This is a genomic window from Streptomyces sp. NPDC058157 (assembly GCF_042884105.1).
In the GTDB taxonomy this organism is placed as follows: Bacteria; Actinomycetota; Actinomycetes; order Streptomycetales; family Streptomycetaceae; genus Streptomyces.
On record NZ_JBHVUQ010000166.1, the window covers coordinates 1 to 16,469 of the forward strand.

Below are 16,469 nucleotides of genomic sequence, written 5' to 3' on the forward strand. Positions count from 1 at the left end.
GCTACGCGCTCCTCGATTTCCGGCGTCCGGCGGCCGTCTTGGGCCGGGATGCTCTGCCGATTGGCATGTGGCTCGCCTACCAACCCAAGACGGCGGCCGGACGCCGAGACGAGAGGAGCGCGTAGCGATCTGATGCGCCCGCCGCTATCGGATGCCGATTCCGTCGCCTTTTGCTGCGGGTATCAGCCCCTGACGGTCGATAGACGCCGAGGAGAGAGGAGCGCGTAGCGATTTGGGGCGCCCACGGCCCTGGATGACGAATCCGTCGTCCTTCGGCTACTGCAGCGGCCCCAGACGGGCGGCGGACGCTGAGACGGGAGGAGCGCGTAGCGATCTGGTGCGTGGAGGCGGTTCCGCAGGGTATGCATGACGGCCCGGATGGCCGGCGAGGCGACGCTCGGGGGGCCGCCTGATCCCTGATCCCGCCGCATGGCCCAGGAACATCCGTCCCGTTCCTTTGGGGGGTTCCCGGCAGTCTTCGGCGTTTCGTGGCGGGACGGTCTGTCAAGGGTCGCCGTAGGCGATCGCGAAGCGACGCGACGAAGGAGCGCCCTTGACAGGGCGGCCCGACGCGGAAGGACGATGAGACTGGCGGGAAGCCCCCAACCCTCCCTGAGACCGACCGGGTCGGGTCCCGCCCTCCCCGCTGCCGGCCGGCTGTTCAGCACCGCCTCGCGGGATCCCGTCCCCCACCCACCGCCCCACACCCGGGGAGGCGGGTGGACAGTCGCCGACCCGCCCCCGGCCCCTTGCGGGGGAGATGGCGGGCCCGCGCCGCGGGGCCGTACGCCGCCGCCCCCCTAGACCACCGCCCCGCGTCCCGGGTCGTCGTCGTCATCGGTGTCGCCCGACATGCGGGCCACCAGGGTGGCGAAGCCGCCCAGGAAGCCGCCGATGCCCAGGGTGGTGAGCCACCAGGTCATGTCCCACTGGAGCAGTACCGCCAGCAGCAGCAGGACCGGGCCGCCAACCACCGCCAGCCAGGCGAACTTCGCCGTCGTGTCCGCCTGCGGGAGCTCCGGGGGTTCCGGGGGGACGAAGTGGCCCTCGTCGCCCCCTTCCCCCGCCAGGTCCCCGTCCTTCGGCTCCGCCGGGGTGTGGTCGCGGGGGCCGAGGCCGACGCCCGGGGCGAAGACCACCGAGCTGCCGAGGGCCGTCGGCGTCGTCGGCGCGGCGGCCGGGGGCTCCGGCTGGACGTCCTCCTCCGGCAGCATCAGGTTCTCGATGGGCCGGAACGGACGGGCCCCCGGCGGGTCCGGCGGTTCCTGCCCGTACCCGGCGACGATCGCGGCCCACGCCGCTTCCTCGTCCAGCGGGGGCACACCCCCGGAGGACTCCTCGTGCTCAGCCACCGCTGGCCGCCCCCTCCCTGCCGACGCTCTCCGCGAGCCGTCCGACGAACGCATAGCTGTCCGCGAAGATCCGCTCCGCGTCATGGTCCAACGTCGCGACGTGGTAACTCTGTTCCAGCAGGGTCTCGGTGACGTCGGTCGACGACACCCGCGCCAGGATCCGCTCCGAGTCGACCGGCGGGACCACGTGGTCCTGGGGGCTGTGGAGCAGCAGCACCGGCTGCGTGACCTGCGGCAGCTCGGTGTCGACCAGCTGGAAGAACTTCTTCAGCGAATGCGCCGCCTTCGTCGGGACCCGGTCGTAGCCGACCTCGGCCGCGCCCGGCTTGGCGATGTCGCTGGCGATGCCCGGCGTGGACCGGATGAAGTGCTTGGTCACCGGGAGGGTCACGGCCAGCGGGTCGTGCACCTTGTTGGCCGGGTTGACGAGGACGATGCCGCTGATCGCCTCCCCGTGCTTGGCGGCCAGCCGCAGGGTCAGGGCGCCGCCCATCGAGAGCCCGAACGCGAACACCTGCTCGCACCGCTCCAGCAGCTCCCGCAGCGCCCGGTCCACCTCGGCGTACCAGTCCTGCCAGCCGGTGAGCTGCATGTCCTGCCAGCGCGTGCCGTGACCCGGCAGCAGGGGCAGCGAGACCGTCAGTCCGCGCTCGGCCAGGTACTCGGCCCAGGGGCGCAGCGACTGCGGGGAACCGGTGAAGCCGTGGCAGAGGAGCACGCCCACCTCTCCGCCCTCGTGGCGGAACGGCTCTGCTCCAGGGAGGACGGGCACCACAGTCTCCTTGATTGGTGAGGACGATGACATAACGACTCGACGGGGGCCATGACGCGTGCGAGGTACGGGTACGTACGGGTGCGTCGCGCTGTGTGACTTCACCGTACGCGACCGGGATGACACCGACCAGGGTCGTCGGGCGCTCTCGGCGGAGCCACGGGTTATGGTCTGATCGACAGACACAGGAAGGCTTTCGAGTTGATCTACGGCGCAATGAAGTTCTCCATCGGCGGGTCCCTGAAGCTCGCCTTCAGGCCGTGGGTGGAGGGCCTCGAGAACATTCCCGCGGAGGGGCCGGCGATCCTCGCGAGCAACCACCTGTCCTTCTCCGACTCCTTCTTCCTCCCGGCCGTGCTGGACCGGAAGGTGACCTTCATCGCGAAGGCGGAGTACTTCACCTCCCCCGGGGTCAAGGGCAAGCTGACCGCGGCCTTCTTCAAGGGCGTCGGCCAGCTCCCCGTGGACCGCTCCGGCGCGCGCGGTGCGGGCGAGGCCGCCATCAAGAGCGGCATCGAGGTCATCGAGCGCGGGGAGCTGTTCGGTATCTACCCCGAGGGGACCCGTTCACCCGACGGCCGCCTCTACCGGGGCAAGCCCGGCGGCCTGGCCCGGGTGGCGCTGGCCACCGGTGCGCCGGTGATCCCGGTGGCGATGATCGACACCGAGAAGATCCAGCCGCCCGGCAAGGTGGTCCCCAAGCTGATGCGCCCGGGGATCCGGATCGGCAAGCCGCTGGACTTCAGCCGCTACCAGGGCATGGACGGGGACCGCTTCATCCTGCGCTCGGTGACCGACGAGGTCATGTACGAGATCATGAAGCTCTCCGGCCAGGAGTACGTCGACATCTATGCGACGGCCGCCAAGCGGCAGATCGCGGACGCGGAGAAGGCCGCCAAGGCGGCAAAGGACTCCGCAAAGGACTCCGCGAAGGCGGACAAGGGCGACAAGGGCGACAAGGGCGACAAGGGCGAGCAGGGCGTCGGCGGCGCGGAGTAGGTCCTGGGGGCGGCAGGCTGCCGTCCGCGCGGCGGGGGTGGGGGAGATGGCGGCGAAGCGCGAGCGCGTCGTGCGGATGTCGGTCGAGCAGCCGCTGTGGCGGGCGCTGACCGCGTACCGGCTGCTCACCATGGTCTACGCGGTGCTGCTGTTCGCCTTCGCCCACAAGGACTTCGTCCGGCCCGGCGTCGCGGCCGGCTACCTCGCCGTCCTCGCCGTCTGGACCCTGGCCACCTACCGCAGGGTGGGCGGCGCGGCGCACTGCACCAGGGGCTTCCTGGCCGCGGACCTCACCGTCGCCCTCGCCGGGATCGCCCTCACCCCGCTCGCCGACACCCACGCCCGCATCCAGGCGGGCGGCCCCACCCTCCCCAGCATCTGGACGGCCGGCTCGGTCCTCGCCTTCGCCCTCAAGGGCGGCTGGCGCTGGGCCGGCATCGCCTCCACCTTCGTGGCCGTCGCCAACATCGCCATCCACGGCGGCGACCCCACCCGGGACACCCTGCACAACGTGCTGCTGGTCTGGGTCGCCTCCATAGCCCTCGGCTACGTCGTCGAGGTCGCCCGGGCCAGCGAGGCGACCCTCGCCCGCGCCCTGGAGATCGAGGCGGCGACCCGGGAGCGCGAACGCCTCGCCCGCGACATCCACGACGGGGTCCTCCAGGTCCTCGCCATGGTCCAGCGGCGGGGCACCGAGCTGGGCGGCGAAGCCGCGGAGCTGGGCCGGATGGCCGGGGAGCAGGAGGTGGCGCTGCGCACCCTGGTCTCCAGCGGGCTGGTCCGCCCCTCCCGGGTCTCGCGCGACGGGGCGCTGGGCGCGCTGGTGGACACGTACGAGGTGGAGGAGCCGGGCGGCGACGAGGGCGAGCTGGACCTGCGGGCCCTGCTGGCCCCGCACGCCGGTTCGCGGGTGAGCTTCGCCGAGCCGGGCGCCCCGGTGCAGCTGCCCGCGCCCGCCGCGCGGGAGCTGGCCGCGGCCGTGGGCGCCGCCCTGGACAACGTGCGCAAGCACGCCGGGGAGGGGGCCAGCGCCTGGATCCTGGTCGAGGACTGGGGCGACGAGGTGATCGTGACCGTACGGGACGACGGCCCGGGCATCCCGGCCGGCCGGCTCGACCAGGCGGAGGGCGAGGGGCGGATGGGCGTGGCCCTGTCCATCCGGGGCCGGCTGCGCGACCTCGGCGGCAGCGCCGAGCTGGTGTCCGTCCCCGGGCAGGGCACCGAAGTGGAACTGAAAGTACCGAGGGGGAGGACCCAGTGAACGACAGCGGCAGCGAGGGCGTCGGCAGCGGCGCGGGCGAGCTCCACGACATCAAGGTGATGGTCGTCGACGACCATCCGATGTGGCGGGACGCGGTCGCCCGCGACCTGGCCGCCGCCGGCTTCGACGTGGTCGCCACCGCCGGGGACGGCCCCGAGGCGGTGCGCCGCGCCCGCGCCGCCGCCCCCCGGGTGCTGGTCCTGGACCTCAACCTGCCCGGCATGCCCGGGGTCCAGGTCTGCAAGGAGCTGGTCGGCACCGACCCCGCGCTGCGGGTGCTGGTCCTGTCGGCGAGCGGGGAGCACGCGGACGTGCTGGAGGCGGTGAAGTCGGGGGCCACCGGTTACCTGATGAAGTCCGCCGGGGCGCAGGAGTTGATCGACGCGGTGCGCCGCACCGCCGCCGGGGACCCCGTCTTCACCCCGGGCCTGGCGGGACTGGTCCTCGGCGAGTACCGGCGCCTGGCCACCGACCCGGCGCCGGCCGCCGCCGACGAGCCGAAGGCCCCGCAGCTGACCGACCGGGAGACGGAGGTGCTGCGCCTGGTGGCCAAGGGGCTGTCGTACAAGCAGATCGCCGAGCGGCTGGTCATCTCGCACCGCACGGTGCAGAACCACGTGCAGAACACCCTGGGCAAGCTCCAGCTGCACAACCGGGTGGAGCTCGTCCGGTACGCGATAGAGCGCGGGCTCGACGACGCGTAAGGGTGTCCGGGCGTACCCACCGGTCGTACTTACTTCCCCGTACGAGTGAACACGCGTACGCAACGCCCCGTAATTCCACCGGAATTGTCCACTCCAGGGCCCTCGCTGTGACCTGGGTCACCACTAGCGTGACGGTCATGGCGAAGGGAGATTCCATGAAGGTCGGAGTGCTCACGGGCGGTGGCGACTGCCCCGGGCTCAACGCGGTGATCAGGGGCGTCGTCCGCAAGGGCGTCCAGGAGTACGGGTACGGGTTCGTCGGGTTCAAGGACGGCTGGCGGGGGCCGGTCGAGGGGGACACCGTCCCGCTGGACATCCCCGCCGTCCGCGGGATCCTGCCGCGCGGCGGCACCATCCTCGGGTCCTCGCGCACCAACCCGTTCAAGACGGAGAACGGGGTCCGCGCCATCAAGGAGAACCTCGCCAAGGCCGAGGTCGACGCGCTCATCGCGATCGGCGGCGAGGACACCCTGGGCGTGGCCGCGCGGCTGTACGAGGAGTACGGCATCCCCTGTGTCGGCGTGCCCAAGACCATCGACAACGACCTGTCGGCCACCGACTACACCTTCGGCTTCGACACGGCCGTCGGTATCGCGACGGAGGCCATCGACCGGCTGCACACCACGGCCGAGTCGCACATGCGGGTGCTGGTCTGCGAGGTGATGGGCCGGCACGCCGGCTGGATCGCCCTGCACTCGGGGCTGGCGGGCGGGGCGAACGTCATCCTCATCCCCGAGCAGCGCTTCGACGTGGACCAGGTCTGCGCCTGGGTGACCTCCCGCTTCACGGCGAGCTACGCGCCGATCGTGGTGGTGGCCGAGGGGGCCATGCCCAAGGACGGCGACCTGGTGCTCAAGGACGCCGTCTCCCGGGACTCCTTCGGGCACGTCCGGCTGTCGGGCGTGGGGGAGTGGCTGGCGAAGGAGATCGAGGCGCGGACCGGCAAGGAGGCCCGTACGACGGTCCTCGGGCACATCCAGCGCGGCGGCACCCCGAGCGCCTTCGACCGCTGGCTGGCCACCCGGTTCGGGCTGCACGCGATCGACGCGGTGCGGGACGGGGACTTCGGGAAGATGGTCGCGCTGAAGGGGACGGACATCGTGCGGGTGCCGATCGCCGAGGCCACGGCGCGGCTGAAGACGGTGGACCCGGCGCTGTACGAGGAGGCCGGGGTCTTCTTCGGCTGAGCCGCCGCTGAGCCGCCGCCCCGCCTCTGCGGGAGGTCGGACCACGGGACGTATCGTGAGGAAAGCGACACGATGCCGGCCTCTGGTCCGACCTTCCGGGAGTGAGCTGAGCGTGGAGATCCTGGCCTTCGGGGTGACCGCCGACGAGGAACCCCTCCTGCAACGGGCCTTCGCGGGGCAGGGCCGGCACGAGGTCCGCTGCCTCGACGTCTTCCTCGACGAGGACACCGCGCCGATCGCCGCCGGGTACGAGGTGGTCTCCTCCAGCGTCAACGCCGACCTGGGCGGCCGGGTCCTGAACGTCCTGGCGGCGGGCGGGACCCGGCTGATCGCCCAGCGGTCCACCGGCTTCAACAACATCGACCTCGACGCGGCCCGGCGGCTGGGGCTGACCGTCAGCCGGGTCTCGTACTACTCCCCCTACTCGGTCGCCGAGTTCGCCTGGACCCTCGCCATGGCCGTGAACCGGCGCATCGTCCGCGCCTCGAACCGCACCCGGGACTTCGACTTCCGGCTGAACGGGCTGATGGGCCGGGACATGCGGGGGCGGACGGCGGGGGTGCTGGGGACGGGGAAGATCGGCGAGGCGTTCGCGCGGATCGCGCACGGGTTCGGGATGCGGCTGCTGGGCTGGGACCTCGCGCCGAACCCGGCGTGCGTGGAGCTGGGGATGACGTACGTGGCGAAGGAGGAGCTGTTCGCCGCGGCGGACCTGATCAGCCTGCACGTGCCGCTGCTGGAGGCGACCCGGCACGTGGTCGACGCGCGGGCGCTGGCGGTGATGAAGGACGACGCGATCCTGGTGAACTCCAGCCGGGGCGGGCTGGTCGACACGGAGGCGCTGGTCGGGGAGTTGCGGGCGGGGCGGTTCGCGGGGGTCGGATTGGACGTGTACGAGGCGGAGGCGGGGGTGTTCTTCCTGGACAAGTCCCTGGAGGCGGTGCCGGACGACACGCTCGCGCGGCTGATCACGTTTCCGAACGTGCTCGTCACTTCCCACCAGGCGTACTACACGCACGACGCGGTGGGGCAGATCATCGAGGCGACCGTCCGGAACGTGGCCGACTACCTCGCGGGCCGCCGCTCCGAGAACACCCTCGTCCCGGGCCCGGCCTGACGGCCGGGGGCGGCCCCGCAGGGCCGCCCCCCCGGGCTACCCCCGACGTCCCGCCGGGACCACGGCGCGGACCAGGTCGGCGACGAGGGCCGCCCCCCGCAGGGTGAGTACCGACTCCGGGTGGAACTGGACGCCCGCGAAGCCGCGCGCCGCGCAGCGCAGGGCGTGGACCTCGGACGTGAGGGGGTCGCGGGAGACCTCGACCCCGTGCGCCGCCAGCTCCGCCTCCGTCTCCGCGTCGCAGGCGGCGGTGTACGTGTTGTAGAAGCCGACCACCTCCGGCCGCCCGAAGAGGTCGATCCGCACCTGCGCCCCCTGCGCCGGCTCCGCCTTGCGGACCAGGGGCAGGCCGAGCTCCGCCGCCAGCAGTTCGTGCCCCAGGCAGACCCCGAGCAGCCCGCCCCGGTGCGAGGCGAGCAGTTCGCCCGCCAGCCCGCGCAGCATCCGCATCTTCGGGTCCGCCGGGTCGGAGGGGTCGCCCGGGCCCGGGCCCAGCACGATCGGGCCCGCCCAGGCCAGGGCCGCCTCCCGCAGCCCCGGCTCGTCGTAGCGGCGTACCGTCACCGACAGGCCCGCCGCCCGCAGCACGTGCGCGAGCATCGCCGTGAAGGTGTCCTCGCCGTCCACCACCAGCGCGTGCCCCCCGGCCGCGGGCAGCCGCTCCTGCATCCGCAGCCAGAACGGCGCCAGGTCCGCCCGCCGCGCGGCCAGCGCCGCCTGGACCCGGGGGTCGTCCGCCAGCCGGGCGCCGCCGGAGGCGACGGGCCGGGGCGCGGCCTCGCGCACGCCCAGCGCGGCCAGCACCCCGGCCGCCTTGGCGTGCGTCTCGGCCACCTCGCCCCGCGGGTCCGAGTGGCGGACCAGGGTGGCCCCGACCGGGACCCGCAGCCTCCCGTCCGGGGCGATGTCGGCGGTGCGGATCAGGATGGGGGAGTCCAGGGTCTGGGCGCCGGACGCGTCCACCCCGAGCAGGGCCAGGGCACCCGCGTAGTAGCCGCGGCCCCCGTCCTCGTACCGTTCGATCACCCGGCAGGCGTTCTGCACCGGCGAGCCGGTCACCGTCGCCGCGAACATGGTCTCCTTCAGCACCTCCCGGACGTCCAGCGAGGAGCGGCCGCGCAGCTCGTACTCGGTGTGCGCGAGGTGGGCCATCTCCCGCAGGCGGGGGCCGACGACGGTGCCGCCCATGTCGCCGACCGTGCACATCATCTTCAGTTCCTCGTCCACCACCATCGACAGCTCCTCGGTCTCCTTGCGGTCGCCGAGGAAGGCGAGGAGGGAGTCGGCCGTGGGGCCTGCGGCCGGGTAGCGGTAGGTGCCGCTGATGGGGTTCATGACCACCGTGCCGCCCGTCATGCGGACGTGGACCTCGGGGCTGGCCCCCACCAGGGTGCGGTCCGGCGTGTGGACCACGTACGTCCAGTACGCGCCCCGTTCGCCCTCCAGCAGCCGCCGGAACAGGGCCAGGGCGTCGGCCCGGCCGAAACCGTCGATCCGGCCCCCGTACGTCCGCCGGATCACGAAGTTCGCGCCCTCGCCGCGGCCGATCTCGTCGCGGATCACCCGCTCGACGGTGGCCGCGTACTCCTCGTCGCCGACGTCGAAGCCGCCGCCCTCGACCCGTACGCCGTGGTCCGGGAGGGCGGCCAGGGCTTCGGCGAGCGGGATCTCGTAGGCCTCCTCGGCGGCCAGTACGGCCAGGGGAGTGCCGTCGTCGCGCACGTCGAACCCGCGCTCGCGGATCTGCCGGAACGGGACCAGCGCCAGGGTGGGCAGCTCGCCGACCGGCAGGTCGGCCAGCCGGTCGGCCTCGTGGACCGGGCCGAGGAGCACCTCGACGGTGTCGTGGTCGCGGCCGGGGGTGCGCCGGCGCAGCAGCGCGAAGGGCGGGGCGTCCTCGTCGAGGAGCCGGGAGAGGGAGAACGGGGAGAACTCGGGCTGGGCCATGGGGCGGGCGTCCTTCCGGTGGGTGTCGGGAGGAGGGGCGGCCCCGGTTCTGCCTGCGTACGCAGAAGGCCGCCCCTCGGGGCGGCCTTGGTGTCGCTCGTGTCAGTGGGTACGCACGAGGGGCGGGCCGCCGGGAGCGGACCACCACCAGTTCTGGACGGAGAGCGCGTACATGGGAGGCACCCTAGCCCACGCGGGCCGCTCCCTGCCGCATCCCGCCTCTTTTGTGGGATGAACCTTGAATTCCGTTCATCCCGGGTCCGCTGGCCTTCGAGCCATCGGGCGACACCGTCTCACCTGGTGGTCGTCCGGCCGGACACGGCGAATGACGCCGTAATGTGTACGAGGTGACCGTGAACGCTGAAACCCACGCCCTCGCCGCCAAGGCGACCTGGCGAGACCTTCCCGCGGCGCAGCAGCCTTCGTACCCCGATGCCGAGGCCCTGCGCGCTGTCGTCGCGGACCTCGAGTCGTATCCTCCGCTCGTCTTCGCGGGCGAGTGCGACCAGCTGCGCGCCCGCCTGGGAGCCGTCGCCAAGGGCGAGGCGTTCCTGCTTCAGGGCGGCGACTGCGCCGAGGCCTTCGACGCCGTCTCCGCCGACCACATCCGCGCCAAGCTGAAGACCCTGCTCCAGATGAGCGCCGTCCTGACGTACGCGGCCTCCGTGCCCGTCGTCAAGGTCGGCCGCATCGCGGGCCAGTACTCCAAGCCGCGCTCCAAGGACACCGAGACCCGCGACGGCGTGACCCTGCCGACCTACCGCGGCGACTCGGTCAACGGCTTCGCCTTCACCGAAGAGGCCCGCGTCCCGGACCCGGAGCGCCTGAAGCGCATGTACCACGCGTCGGCCTCCACGCTGAACCTGGTGCGCGCCTTCACCACCGGCGGTTACGCCGACCTGCGCCAGGTGCACGCCTGGAACCAGGACTTCGTGAAGTCCTCCCCGTCCGGGCAGCGCTACGAGCAGCTCGCGCGGGAGATCGACAACGCCCTGAACTTCATGAAGGCCTGTGGCACGGACCCGGCCGAGTTCAAGGCGGTGGAGTTCTACGCCTCGCACGAGGCCCTGCTGCTGGACTACGAGGGCGCCCTCACCCGTACGGACTCCCGTACCGGCAAGCTGTACGACACCTCCGGCCACATGGTCTGGATCGGTGAGCGCACCCGCCAGCTGGACCACGCGCACATCGAGTTCTGCTCGCAGATCGCCAACCCGATCGGCATCAAGCTCGGCCCGACCACCACGGTGGACGAGGCGCTGACGTACATCGACCGTCTGGACCCCGAGCGCGAGCCGGGCCGGCTGACCTTCGTCGTCCGCATGGGCGCCGACAAGGTCCGCGACAAGCTCCCCGAGCTGGTCGAGAAGGTCACCGCGTCCGGTGCGACCGTCGCCTGGGTCACCGACCCTATGCACGGCAACACCTTCGAGGCGGCCTCCGGCCACAAGACGCGCCGTTTCGACGACGTGCTCGACGAGGTCAAGGGCTTCTTCGAGGTCCACAAGGCGCTGGGCACCCACCCGGGCGGCATCCACGTCGAGCTCACCGGTGACGACGTCACCGAGTGTGTGGGCGGCGGCGACGAGATCTTCGTCGACGACCTGCACCAGCGCTACGAGACGGCCTGCGACCCGCGTCTCAACCGCAGCCAGTCCCTGGACCTGGCGTTCCTGGTGGCGGAGATGTACCGCGACCAGTGACGGGCTTATGAGCTCTGAGTGAGGACGGGGCGCGGATCCATGTGATCCGCGCCCCATCCTCGTCTCCGGGCCTTTTAGGCTTACCTAACTTTGGGTACGGTTAGGTAAGCCTCACCGCACCGGGGATGGCTGCAAGAACCATTCCGCTCAGGGAGGTGAACCGCGTGTACGTCTGCTCTTGCTTCGGGGTCACCGACAAGCAGGTCAAGGAACACGCGGCGGCCGGGGCCTGCACCCCCCGCCAGATCGCCTCGGCCACCAAGGCCGGCACGGACTGCGGCTCCTGCGTGCGGACCATCCAGGGCCTGCTGGGCCGTGGCGCGTGCCCGCGCCGGGAACTGCTGGAGAAGGGCAACGCGGCCGCCGTCCTCGCCGCCGACCCGGCTCCGGTGCGGCTGGCCGAAGCCGCCTAGAGCCCTCTAGACCCTCAGCTGGGCTGTTCGATGAGCTGGGCGATGTACAGCGCCTCGCCCAGGGACTCGATGAGCTCCAGTTGGGTGTCGAGGTAGTCGATGTGGTGCTCCTCGTCCTCAAGGATCTCCTCGAAGAGGCGCGCGGAGGTGATGTCGCCCTTCCCGCGCATGACCTCGATGCCGCGCTTGAGGCGGTCGATGGCCTCCACCTCGACCTGCCGGTCGGCCTGGAACATCTCCGTGATCGTCTGGCCGACGCGCACGTGGAAGAGGCGCTGGTAATTCGGCAGGCCGTCGAGCATGAGGATGCGCTCGGTGAGTTTGTCCGCGTGCTTCATCTCGTCGATGGACTCTTCACGCGTGTACTTGGCGAGCTTGGTCCACCCCTTGTTGTCCTGGATGCGGTAGTGCAGCCAGTACTGGTTGATGGCCGTGAGCTCGCCGGTCAGCTGCTCGTTCAGAAACTCGAGGACCTCGGGGTCGCCCTGCATCGCAGAGGCTCCTTCCAAGCAATGTCAGCTAGGTGACTGGGCAGTGCGCGCATCTTTGCACCGCCGTGTGGGGCCGTCCAGTAAGTGCCTCCTTAGTGGGAGTTGCCGCTAGTTGCCCGTTTCGTTTCGTACCTGGTCGTGACCACCCCGCCACGTCTGTCACCATGGAGGCATGGGTCAGCCGGACAGCCGGGAATTTCCGGGAGCAGAGCAGCTCGAGCTCCCTCCGGGGCAGCGGTTGCAGAGGGGCTGGCCGGTCACCCACTACGGTCCCGTGCCCAAGTTCAAGCCGGACCGCTGGGAGTTCCGCGTCTTCGGGGCGACGGCCGACGGCGAGAAGCACTGCTGGAACCACGAGCAGTTCGCGGCGCTGCCGTTCGAGACCGTGGTGGCCGACCTGCACTGCGTCACCAAGTTCAGCATGCAGGGCGCCGAATGGGGCGGGGTGCTGGCCCGCGAGATCCTGGCCCTGGCGCCGCCCGCCCCGCAGGTCACGCATGTGATGGTGTGGGCCGAGTACGGGTTCAGCTCCAACCTGAGACTCGCGGACTTCGCCTCCGACCGGACCGTCTTCGCCACCCACATGGGTGGCGAACCGCTGACGGCCGAACACGGCTTCCCGCTGCGCCTGGTGGTCCCGCACCTGTACGCCTGGAAGGGCCCGAAGTGGGTCCGCGGGGTGGAGTACATGACCGCCGACCGCCGCGGCTTCTGGGAGGAACGCGGCTACCACAACATCGGCGACCCCTGGCGCGAGCAGCGGTACTCGTACCAGGAGGGGCCGGGGGACGGTCCGGAGCTCTGAGCGTCCTCAGTGGTGGTACTGGTGGACGACGGCGTGGCCCTTGCCGCGGCCGATCATCCACTTGTTGACCGGGGTGGTGACGACGAAGGCGAGCGCCAGCGAGATCACCAGGACGATCCAGAACAGGGCCTCGGAGAGGTGGGCGTCCATGGCGCCCGGCCAGACGGCGATGACGCCGTTGTCGATCAGCTCCATGACGGCGATCGACAGGGTGTCCGCGGCGAGCGCCACCCGGACGGCCGAACGGAAGTCCACGCCGGCGGCCAGGATGCCGCGCAGGGTGAGGGCGTAGCCGAAGAAGAACGCGAGGACGATCGCCACGATCATCGTCGGGAGGTTCCCCCAGCCCAGCGCGGTGCCGATGATCATGCCGAGCACCTCGCCGATGGCGCAGCCGGTGAGGCAGTGGAGCGTCGCCTTGGCGGCCATGCCCCAGCTGACGGGTCCGGCGTGGTGGGCGTGGGCGGCGTGGTTGCCGTGGGCCGCTTGATTGCCGTGGCCTGCGTGACCCTCGTGGCCCTCGTGCCCGTGGTGACCCTCGTGCCCGTGATGTTCGTGGTGCTCGTGCGCCTGCTCCATGACTACCCCCTGAAGGTCTGGCGGAACGCCGGGTGGCGGTCCCGCCGACTGGTGGAACCGTATACCCCCCAGGGGTATTCCCTCAAGGATTTCCGTGGTGTCAGTGCAGGTCGCGGAGCTCCTTCAGCAGGGCCACGTCCGACGCGTGCCCCTCCTTGCCGCCCGGCGTCTCGATGATCAGCGGTACGCCGTCCGTCTCCGGGTGCGAGAACAGCTCGGCGAAGGCCTCCCGGCCGATGTGACCCTGCCCGATGTTGGCGTGCCGGTCCTTGTGGGCGCCGACGCCCTCCTTGGAGTCGTTGGCGTGGATCAGCTTGAGCCGGCCCGCGCCGACCGCGTCCACCAGCAGGTCCAGCGTCCGCTTCGTGCCGCCCGGCTCGGCCAGGTCGTGGCCCGCCGCGAAGATGTGGCAGGTGTCCAGGCAGATGCCCAGCTTCTCGTGGTGGTCCAGGGCGTCGAAGTACGGGCCGAAGTCCCAGGTCCGCGAGCACAGCGAGGAGCCCTGGCCCGCCGTCGACTCCAGCAGCAGGAACGGGTCGTCCTCGTGCGTCAGCTCGTCCAGCAGCGGCAGCATGTGCTCCCTGACCTGCGCGTACGCCGCCTCACGCGGACGGCCGCCGGTGGCCGAGCCGGTGTGCACGACCACTCCGAGCGCGCCGATCTCCCGGGCCCGGCGCAGCGAATGCCGCAGCGACTCCACCGACTTCTCCACCGTCGCCTCGGTGTGCGAGCCGAAGTTGATCAGGTACGGGGCGTGCACGTACGCCGGGACCGACTCCTCGGCGCACCGGGCCCGGAACAGCTCGTCCTGCGCCGGGTTCCCGGTCGGGGTGGCCCAGCCGCGCGGGTTGGCCACGAAGACCTGGACGGCCTCCGCGCGCAGCTCACGGGCGTACGTCAGGCCCACCGAGGCGAGCCCGCCGGCGACGGGCACGTGCCCGCCCACGGGATTGCGAAGCACCGCTGCTCAGAGCCCCTTGGTCTTGATGGTGATCGTGCTGCCCTCGGGGACGCTCTGCCCGGCGGGCACCGACTGGGTGTCCACCGTGCTGCTGAAGGAGAGGAACGGGCGCTCCACCTTGACCTTGAAGCCCAGGGCCTCCAGGGTCTTGCGGGCCGTGTCCACGTCCTGACCGGCGACGTTCGGCACCGGGACGGGGCGGGGGCCCTTGGAGAGGGTCAGCGTGACGGTGTCCCCGCCGGCCGCCTGGGTGCCCGCGGCGACCGACTGGTTCGCGACCGTTCCGGCGGGCGCGGGGGAGTTGACCTGGTCCGGGGCGGTGGCCACCTTCAGGCCGAGGGTCTCCAGCGCGGCGCGCGCCTGGTCGGCGGGCTGTCCGGTGACGTTCGGGACCTGCACCGGGCGGCCCTTGCTGACCTGGAGGGCGACGGCCGAGTCGGGGGCCCGCTTCTGGCCGCCGGCCGGGTCGGTGGAGATCACGGAGCCCTGGGCCACGTCCTGGCTGAACGCCTGGGTGACGATGCCGGGTGCCAGACCCGCCTTCGTCAGCTCGGCCTTGGCGTCCTCCAGCGGGCGGCCCTTGAGGTCGGGCACGCTGACCAGCTCGGGGCCGCGCGAGACGGTGAGCGTCACCGCGCCGTTGCCGCGGATCTGCTTGCCGCCGACGGGGTCGGAGTCCATGACCGTCCCGCGCTCGAACGCCTCGCTGAACTTCCGGTCGACCTTCTTGACCCCGAGGCCGGCGGCGGACAGCTCCGCCCTGGCCTGGTCCTCGGTCTTGCCGAGGAGGTTGGGGACCTTGGTGAACTGGCCGGCGGTGATGTACCAGACGCCGGTGCCGAGGCCGAGGGCCAGCAGGACCCCCGCGATGACGAGGAACATGCCGCGGCGCTGCCGGCGGGGAGTCGGGGGCGCCTGCGGCGCCGGGGCGACGGGCCGCTCCAGGCGGGAGGTGTGGTGCAGGACGGGCTCGGCGGCCTGGCCCGCCAGCGGGCGCGGGATCACGCTGGTGCGGTCCTCGGCGGCGGACCGCTCGGCGGACCGCGCCTGCGGCGGCACGGCGTCGAGCTCGGCCTCGCCGATCCGGGCCCGGGCCTCGCGGGTTATGCCCAGCAGGCCGGCGGCGTCCGCGGGACGCAGCTCGGGGGCGCGGGCGGTGGCCTGGGCGACGAGCTCGTCGAGGGCCGCGTGGAGCCCGGGAACGGCGGCCGAAGGGGGCGGCACGTCCTCGTTGAGGTGCTGGAACAGCACCTGGGCGGGTGTACCGCCGGTGTGGGGTTTGGAGCCGGTGAGCATCTCGTACAGGACGACGCCGCATGCGTAGACGTCCACGCGGGTGTCGTAGACCCCGTCCTCGATCTGCTCGGGCGCGAGGTAGGAGACAGTGCCGAGGACGGAGCCGGTGGTCTGGGTGGCGGCGTCCACGGAGCGGACGAGGCCGAAGTCGGCGACCTTGACCCGGCCGTCGTCGCCGATCAGGACGTTCTCGGGCTTGATGTCCCGGTGGACGAAGCCGGCCCGGTGGGCGGTGCCGAGGGCGGCGAGGACCGGCTCCAGGATGTCGAGCGCGGCCCGGGGCGCGAGCGCGCCGCGCTCGCGCAGGACGTCGCGCAGGGTGCAGCCGGAGACGTACTCCATGGCGAGGTAGGTGTACGGGCCGTCGGTGCCCTGGTCGAAGACGGCGACGACGTTGGGGTGCGCGAGGCGGGCCACGGACTTCGCCTCGCGGATGAAACGGTCCACGAAGCCGGCGTCGGCGGCCAGGTCCGGGTGCATGATCTTGAGCGCGAGAACGCGGTCGAGGCGGGTGTCGAGCGCCCGGTAGACCGTCGCCATGCCGCCTGCGGCGATGCGCGCGTCGACGCGGTAGCGGCCGTCGAGCACGCGCCCGACGAGGGGGTCATCCAGGGTCGTATCCACGCGCCGATTCTACGAGGACCCCCACCACCCCCGGCCGGGGCGTCCACGCTTGCAGCGCAGCCGTGACATGCGCGGGCCCGCCATCGCCCCGTCGGGGGGGGGCGGGGTCCCGCCGGGGCGGGAGCGGAGGCCGGCCGGGCCATCCGCCGGGCGGGGTCCGGCCGGGGCGGACGCGGACAGCCGCTCGGCACCACGAGGGTCGGGGTCCGACCTGGGCGGTCTCAGAGCCGGTCTGGGGGTTTTCCGTCAGCCTCATCG

General features: G+C 72.0%; 15 protein-coding genes. 8 read left to right on the forward strand and 7 right to left on the reverse strand.

Going from position 1 to position 16,469, the window contains the following annotated elements; genetic code table 11:
• Positions 1-800: 800 nt before the first annotated feature.
• Together ACFVXK_RS29870 and ACFVXK_RS29875 are read right to left on the reverse strand one after the other, a co-directional pair.
• Positions 801-1,352, reverse strand: a complete 552-nt coding sequence (locus ACFVXK_RS29870; RefSeq protein WP_389617485.1) for a hypothetical protein — start codon at positions 1,350-1,352, stop codon at positions 801-803.
• Entirely contained in the window at positions 1,345-2,124 is a 780-nt protein-coding gene (locus tag ACFVXK_RS29875) for an alpha/beta hydrolase (protein ID WP_389617488.1), read from the reverse strand. The genes ACFVXK_RS29870 and ACFVXK_RS29875 overlap by 8 nt, the downstream gene beginning before the upstream one ends.
• Positions 2,125-2,340: 216 nt before the next feature.
• On the opposite strand from ACFVXK_RS29875, the gene ACFVXK_RS29880 reads away from it, so the two are divergent.
• The 5 genes from ACFVXK_RS29880 (at position 2,341) to ACFVXK_RS29900 (ending at position 7,392) form a co-directional block, all read left to right on the forward strand.
• Positions 2,341-3,123, forward strand: a complete 783-nt coding sequence (locus tag ACFVXK_RS29880; RefSeq protein WP_389617518.1) for a lysophospholipid acyltransferase family protein — start codon at positions 2,341-2,343, stop codon at positions 3,121-3,123.
• A 46-nt stretch (positions 3,124-3,169) separates the two neighbouring features.
• Positions 3,170-4,384 carry a MacS family sensor histidine kinase gene (gene macS / locus ACFVXK_RS29885; protein ID WP_389617491.1) on the forward strand — a complete coding sequence of 405 codons (1,215 nt, stop codon included), beginning with the start codon at positions 3,170-3,172 and terminating at the stop codon, positions 4,382-4,384.
• Between the two features lie 59 nt (positions 4,385-4,443).
• On the forward strand, positions 4,444-5,088 hold the full coding sequence (locus ACFVXK_RS29890; protein ID WP_358899413.1) for a response regulator transcription factor: 645 nt from the start codon (positions 4,444-4,446) through the stop codon (positions 5,086-5,088).
• Between the two features lie 155 nt (positions 5,089-5,243).
• On the forward strand, positions 5,244-6,275 hold the full coding sequence (locus tag ACFVXK_RS29895) for a 6-phosphofructokinase (RefSeq protein ID WP_389617521.1): 1,032 nt from the start codon (positions 5,244-5,246) through the stop codon (positions 6,273-6,275).
• Positions 6,276-6,387: 112 nt separating this feature from the next.
• Entirely contained in the window at positions 6,388-7,392 is a 1,005-nt protein-coding gene (locus ACFVXK_RS29900; protein WP_389617494.1) for a 2-hydroxyacid dehydrogenase, read from the forward strand.
• 36 nt (positions 7,393-7,428) lie between these two features.
• Here the strand turns inward: ACFVXK_RS29900 and ACFVXK_RS29905 are convergent, their stop codons facing one another.
• Positions 7,429-9,339, reverse strand: a complete 1,911-nt coding sequence (locus ACFVXK_RS29905; RefSeq protein WP_389617497.1) for an anthranilate synthase family protein — start codon at positions 9,337-9,339, stop codon at positions 7,429-7,431.
• Between the two features lie 338 nt (positions 9,340-9,677).
• Here ACFVXK_RS29905 and ACFVXK_RS29910 point away from each other — a divergent pair, with 338 nt between their 5' ends.
• Both ACFVXK_RS29910 and ACFVXK_RS29915 read left to right on the forward strand, forming a co-directional pair.
• Entirely contained in the window at positions 9,678-11,042 is a 1,365-nt protein-coding gene (locus ACFVXK_RS29910; RefSeq protein ID WP_389617500.1) for a class II 3-deoxy-7-phosphoheptulonate synthase, read from the forward strand.
• Positions 11,043-11,197: 155 nt separating this feature from the next.
• Complete coding sequence (locus tag ACFVXK_RS29915) at positions 11,198-11,455, forward strand: bacterioferritin-associated ferredoxin (RefSeq protein ID WP_389617503.1); 258 nt, start codon at positions 11,198-11,200, stop codon at positions 11,453-11,455.
• A 14-nt stretch (positions 11,456-11,469) separates the two neighbouring features.
• Here the strand turns inward: ACFVXK_RS29915 and bfr are convergent, their stop codons facing one another.
• Positions 11,470-11,946 (reverse strand): bacterioferritin, encoded by a 477-nt coding sequence (gene bfr / locus ACFVXK_RS29920; protein WP_037926968.1) that lies wholly within the window; start codon positions 11,944-11,946, stop codon positions 11,470-11,472.
• A gap of 172 nt (positions 11,947-12,118) precedes the next feature.
• On the opposite strand from bfr, the gene ACFVXK_RS29925 reads away from it, so the two are divergent.
• Positions 12,119-12,751, forward strand: coding sequence for a sulfite oxidase-like oxidoreductase (locus ACFVXK_RS29925; RefSeq protein ID WP_389617506.1), 633 nt, complete (start codon positions 12,119-12,121; stop codon positions 12,749-12,751).
• A 6-nt stretch (positions 12,752-12,757) separates the two neighbouring features.
• Here the strand turns inward: ACFVXK_RS29925 and ACFVXK_RS29930 are convergent, their stop codons facing one another.
• From ACFVXK_RS29930 to pknB, 3 genes are all read right to left on the reverse strand, one after another.
• Positions 12,758-13,330, reverse strand: a complete 573-nt coding sequence (locus tag ACFVXK_RS29930) for a DUF4396 domain-containing protein (protein WP_389617509.1) — start codon at positions 13,328-13,330, stop codon at positions 12,758-12,760.
• Positions 13,331-13,430: 100 nt separating this feature from the next.
• A complete protein-coding gene (locus tag ACFVXK_RS29935) occupies positions 13,431-14,291 on the reverse strand; it encodes a deoxyribonuclease IV (RefSeq protein ID WP_389617512.1) in 861 nt (286 codons plus the stop codon).
• Between the two features lie 6 nt (positions 14,292-14,297).
• Positions 14,298-16,211, reverse strand: a complete 1,914-nt coding sequence (pknB, locus tag ACFVXK_RS29940; RefSeq protein ID WP_389617515.1) for a Stk1 family PASTA domain-containing Ser/Thr kinase — start codon at positions 16,209-16,211, stop codon at positions 14,298-14,300.
• Positions 16,212-16,469 lie beyond the last annotated feature (258 nt).

Bases quoted from the DNA above. Each gene is read 5' to 3' on its own strand.
- ACFVXK_RS29880 (WP_389617518.1), top strand. From the start codon at position 2,341: ATGAAGTTCTCCATCGGCGGGTCCCTGAAGCTCGCCTTCAGGCCGTGG.
- macS (WP_389617491.1), top strand. From the start codon at position 3,170: ATGGCGGCGAAGCGCGAGCGCGTCGTGCGGATGTCGGTCGAGCAGCCG.
- ACFVXK_RS29890 (WP_358899413.1), top strand. From the start codon at position 4,444: ATGGTCGTCGACGACCATCCGATGTGGCGGGACGCGGTCGCCCGCGAC.
- ACFVXK_RS29895 (WP_389617521.1), top strand. From the start codon at position 5,244: ATGAAGGTCGGAGTGCTCACGGGCGGTGGCGACTGCCCCGGGCTCAAC.
- ACFVXK_RS29905 (WP_389617497.1), bottom strand. From the start codon at position 9,339: ATGGCCCAGCCCGAGTTCTCCCCGTTCTCCCTCTCCCGGCTCCTCGAC.
- bfr (WP_037926968.1), bottom strand. From the start codon at position 11,946: ATGCAGGGCGACCCCGAGGTCCTCGAGTTTCTGAACGAGCAGCTGACC.
- ACFVXK_RS29925 (WP_389617506.1), top strand. From the start codon at position 12,119: ATGGGTCAGCCGGACAGCCGGGAATTTCCGGGAGCAGAGCAGCTCGAG.
- ACFVXK_RS29930 (WP_389617509.1), bottom strand. From the start codon at position 13,330: ATGGAGCAGGCGCACGAGCACCACGAACATCACGGGCACGAGGGTCAC.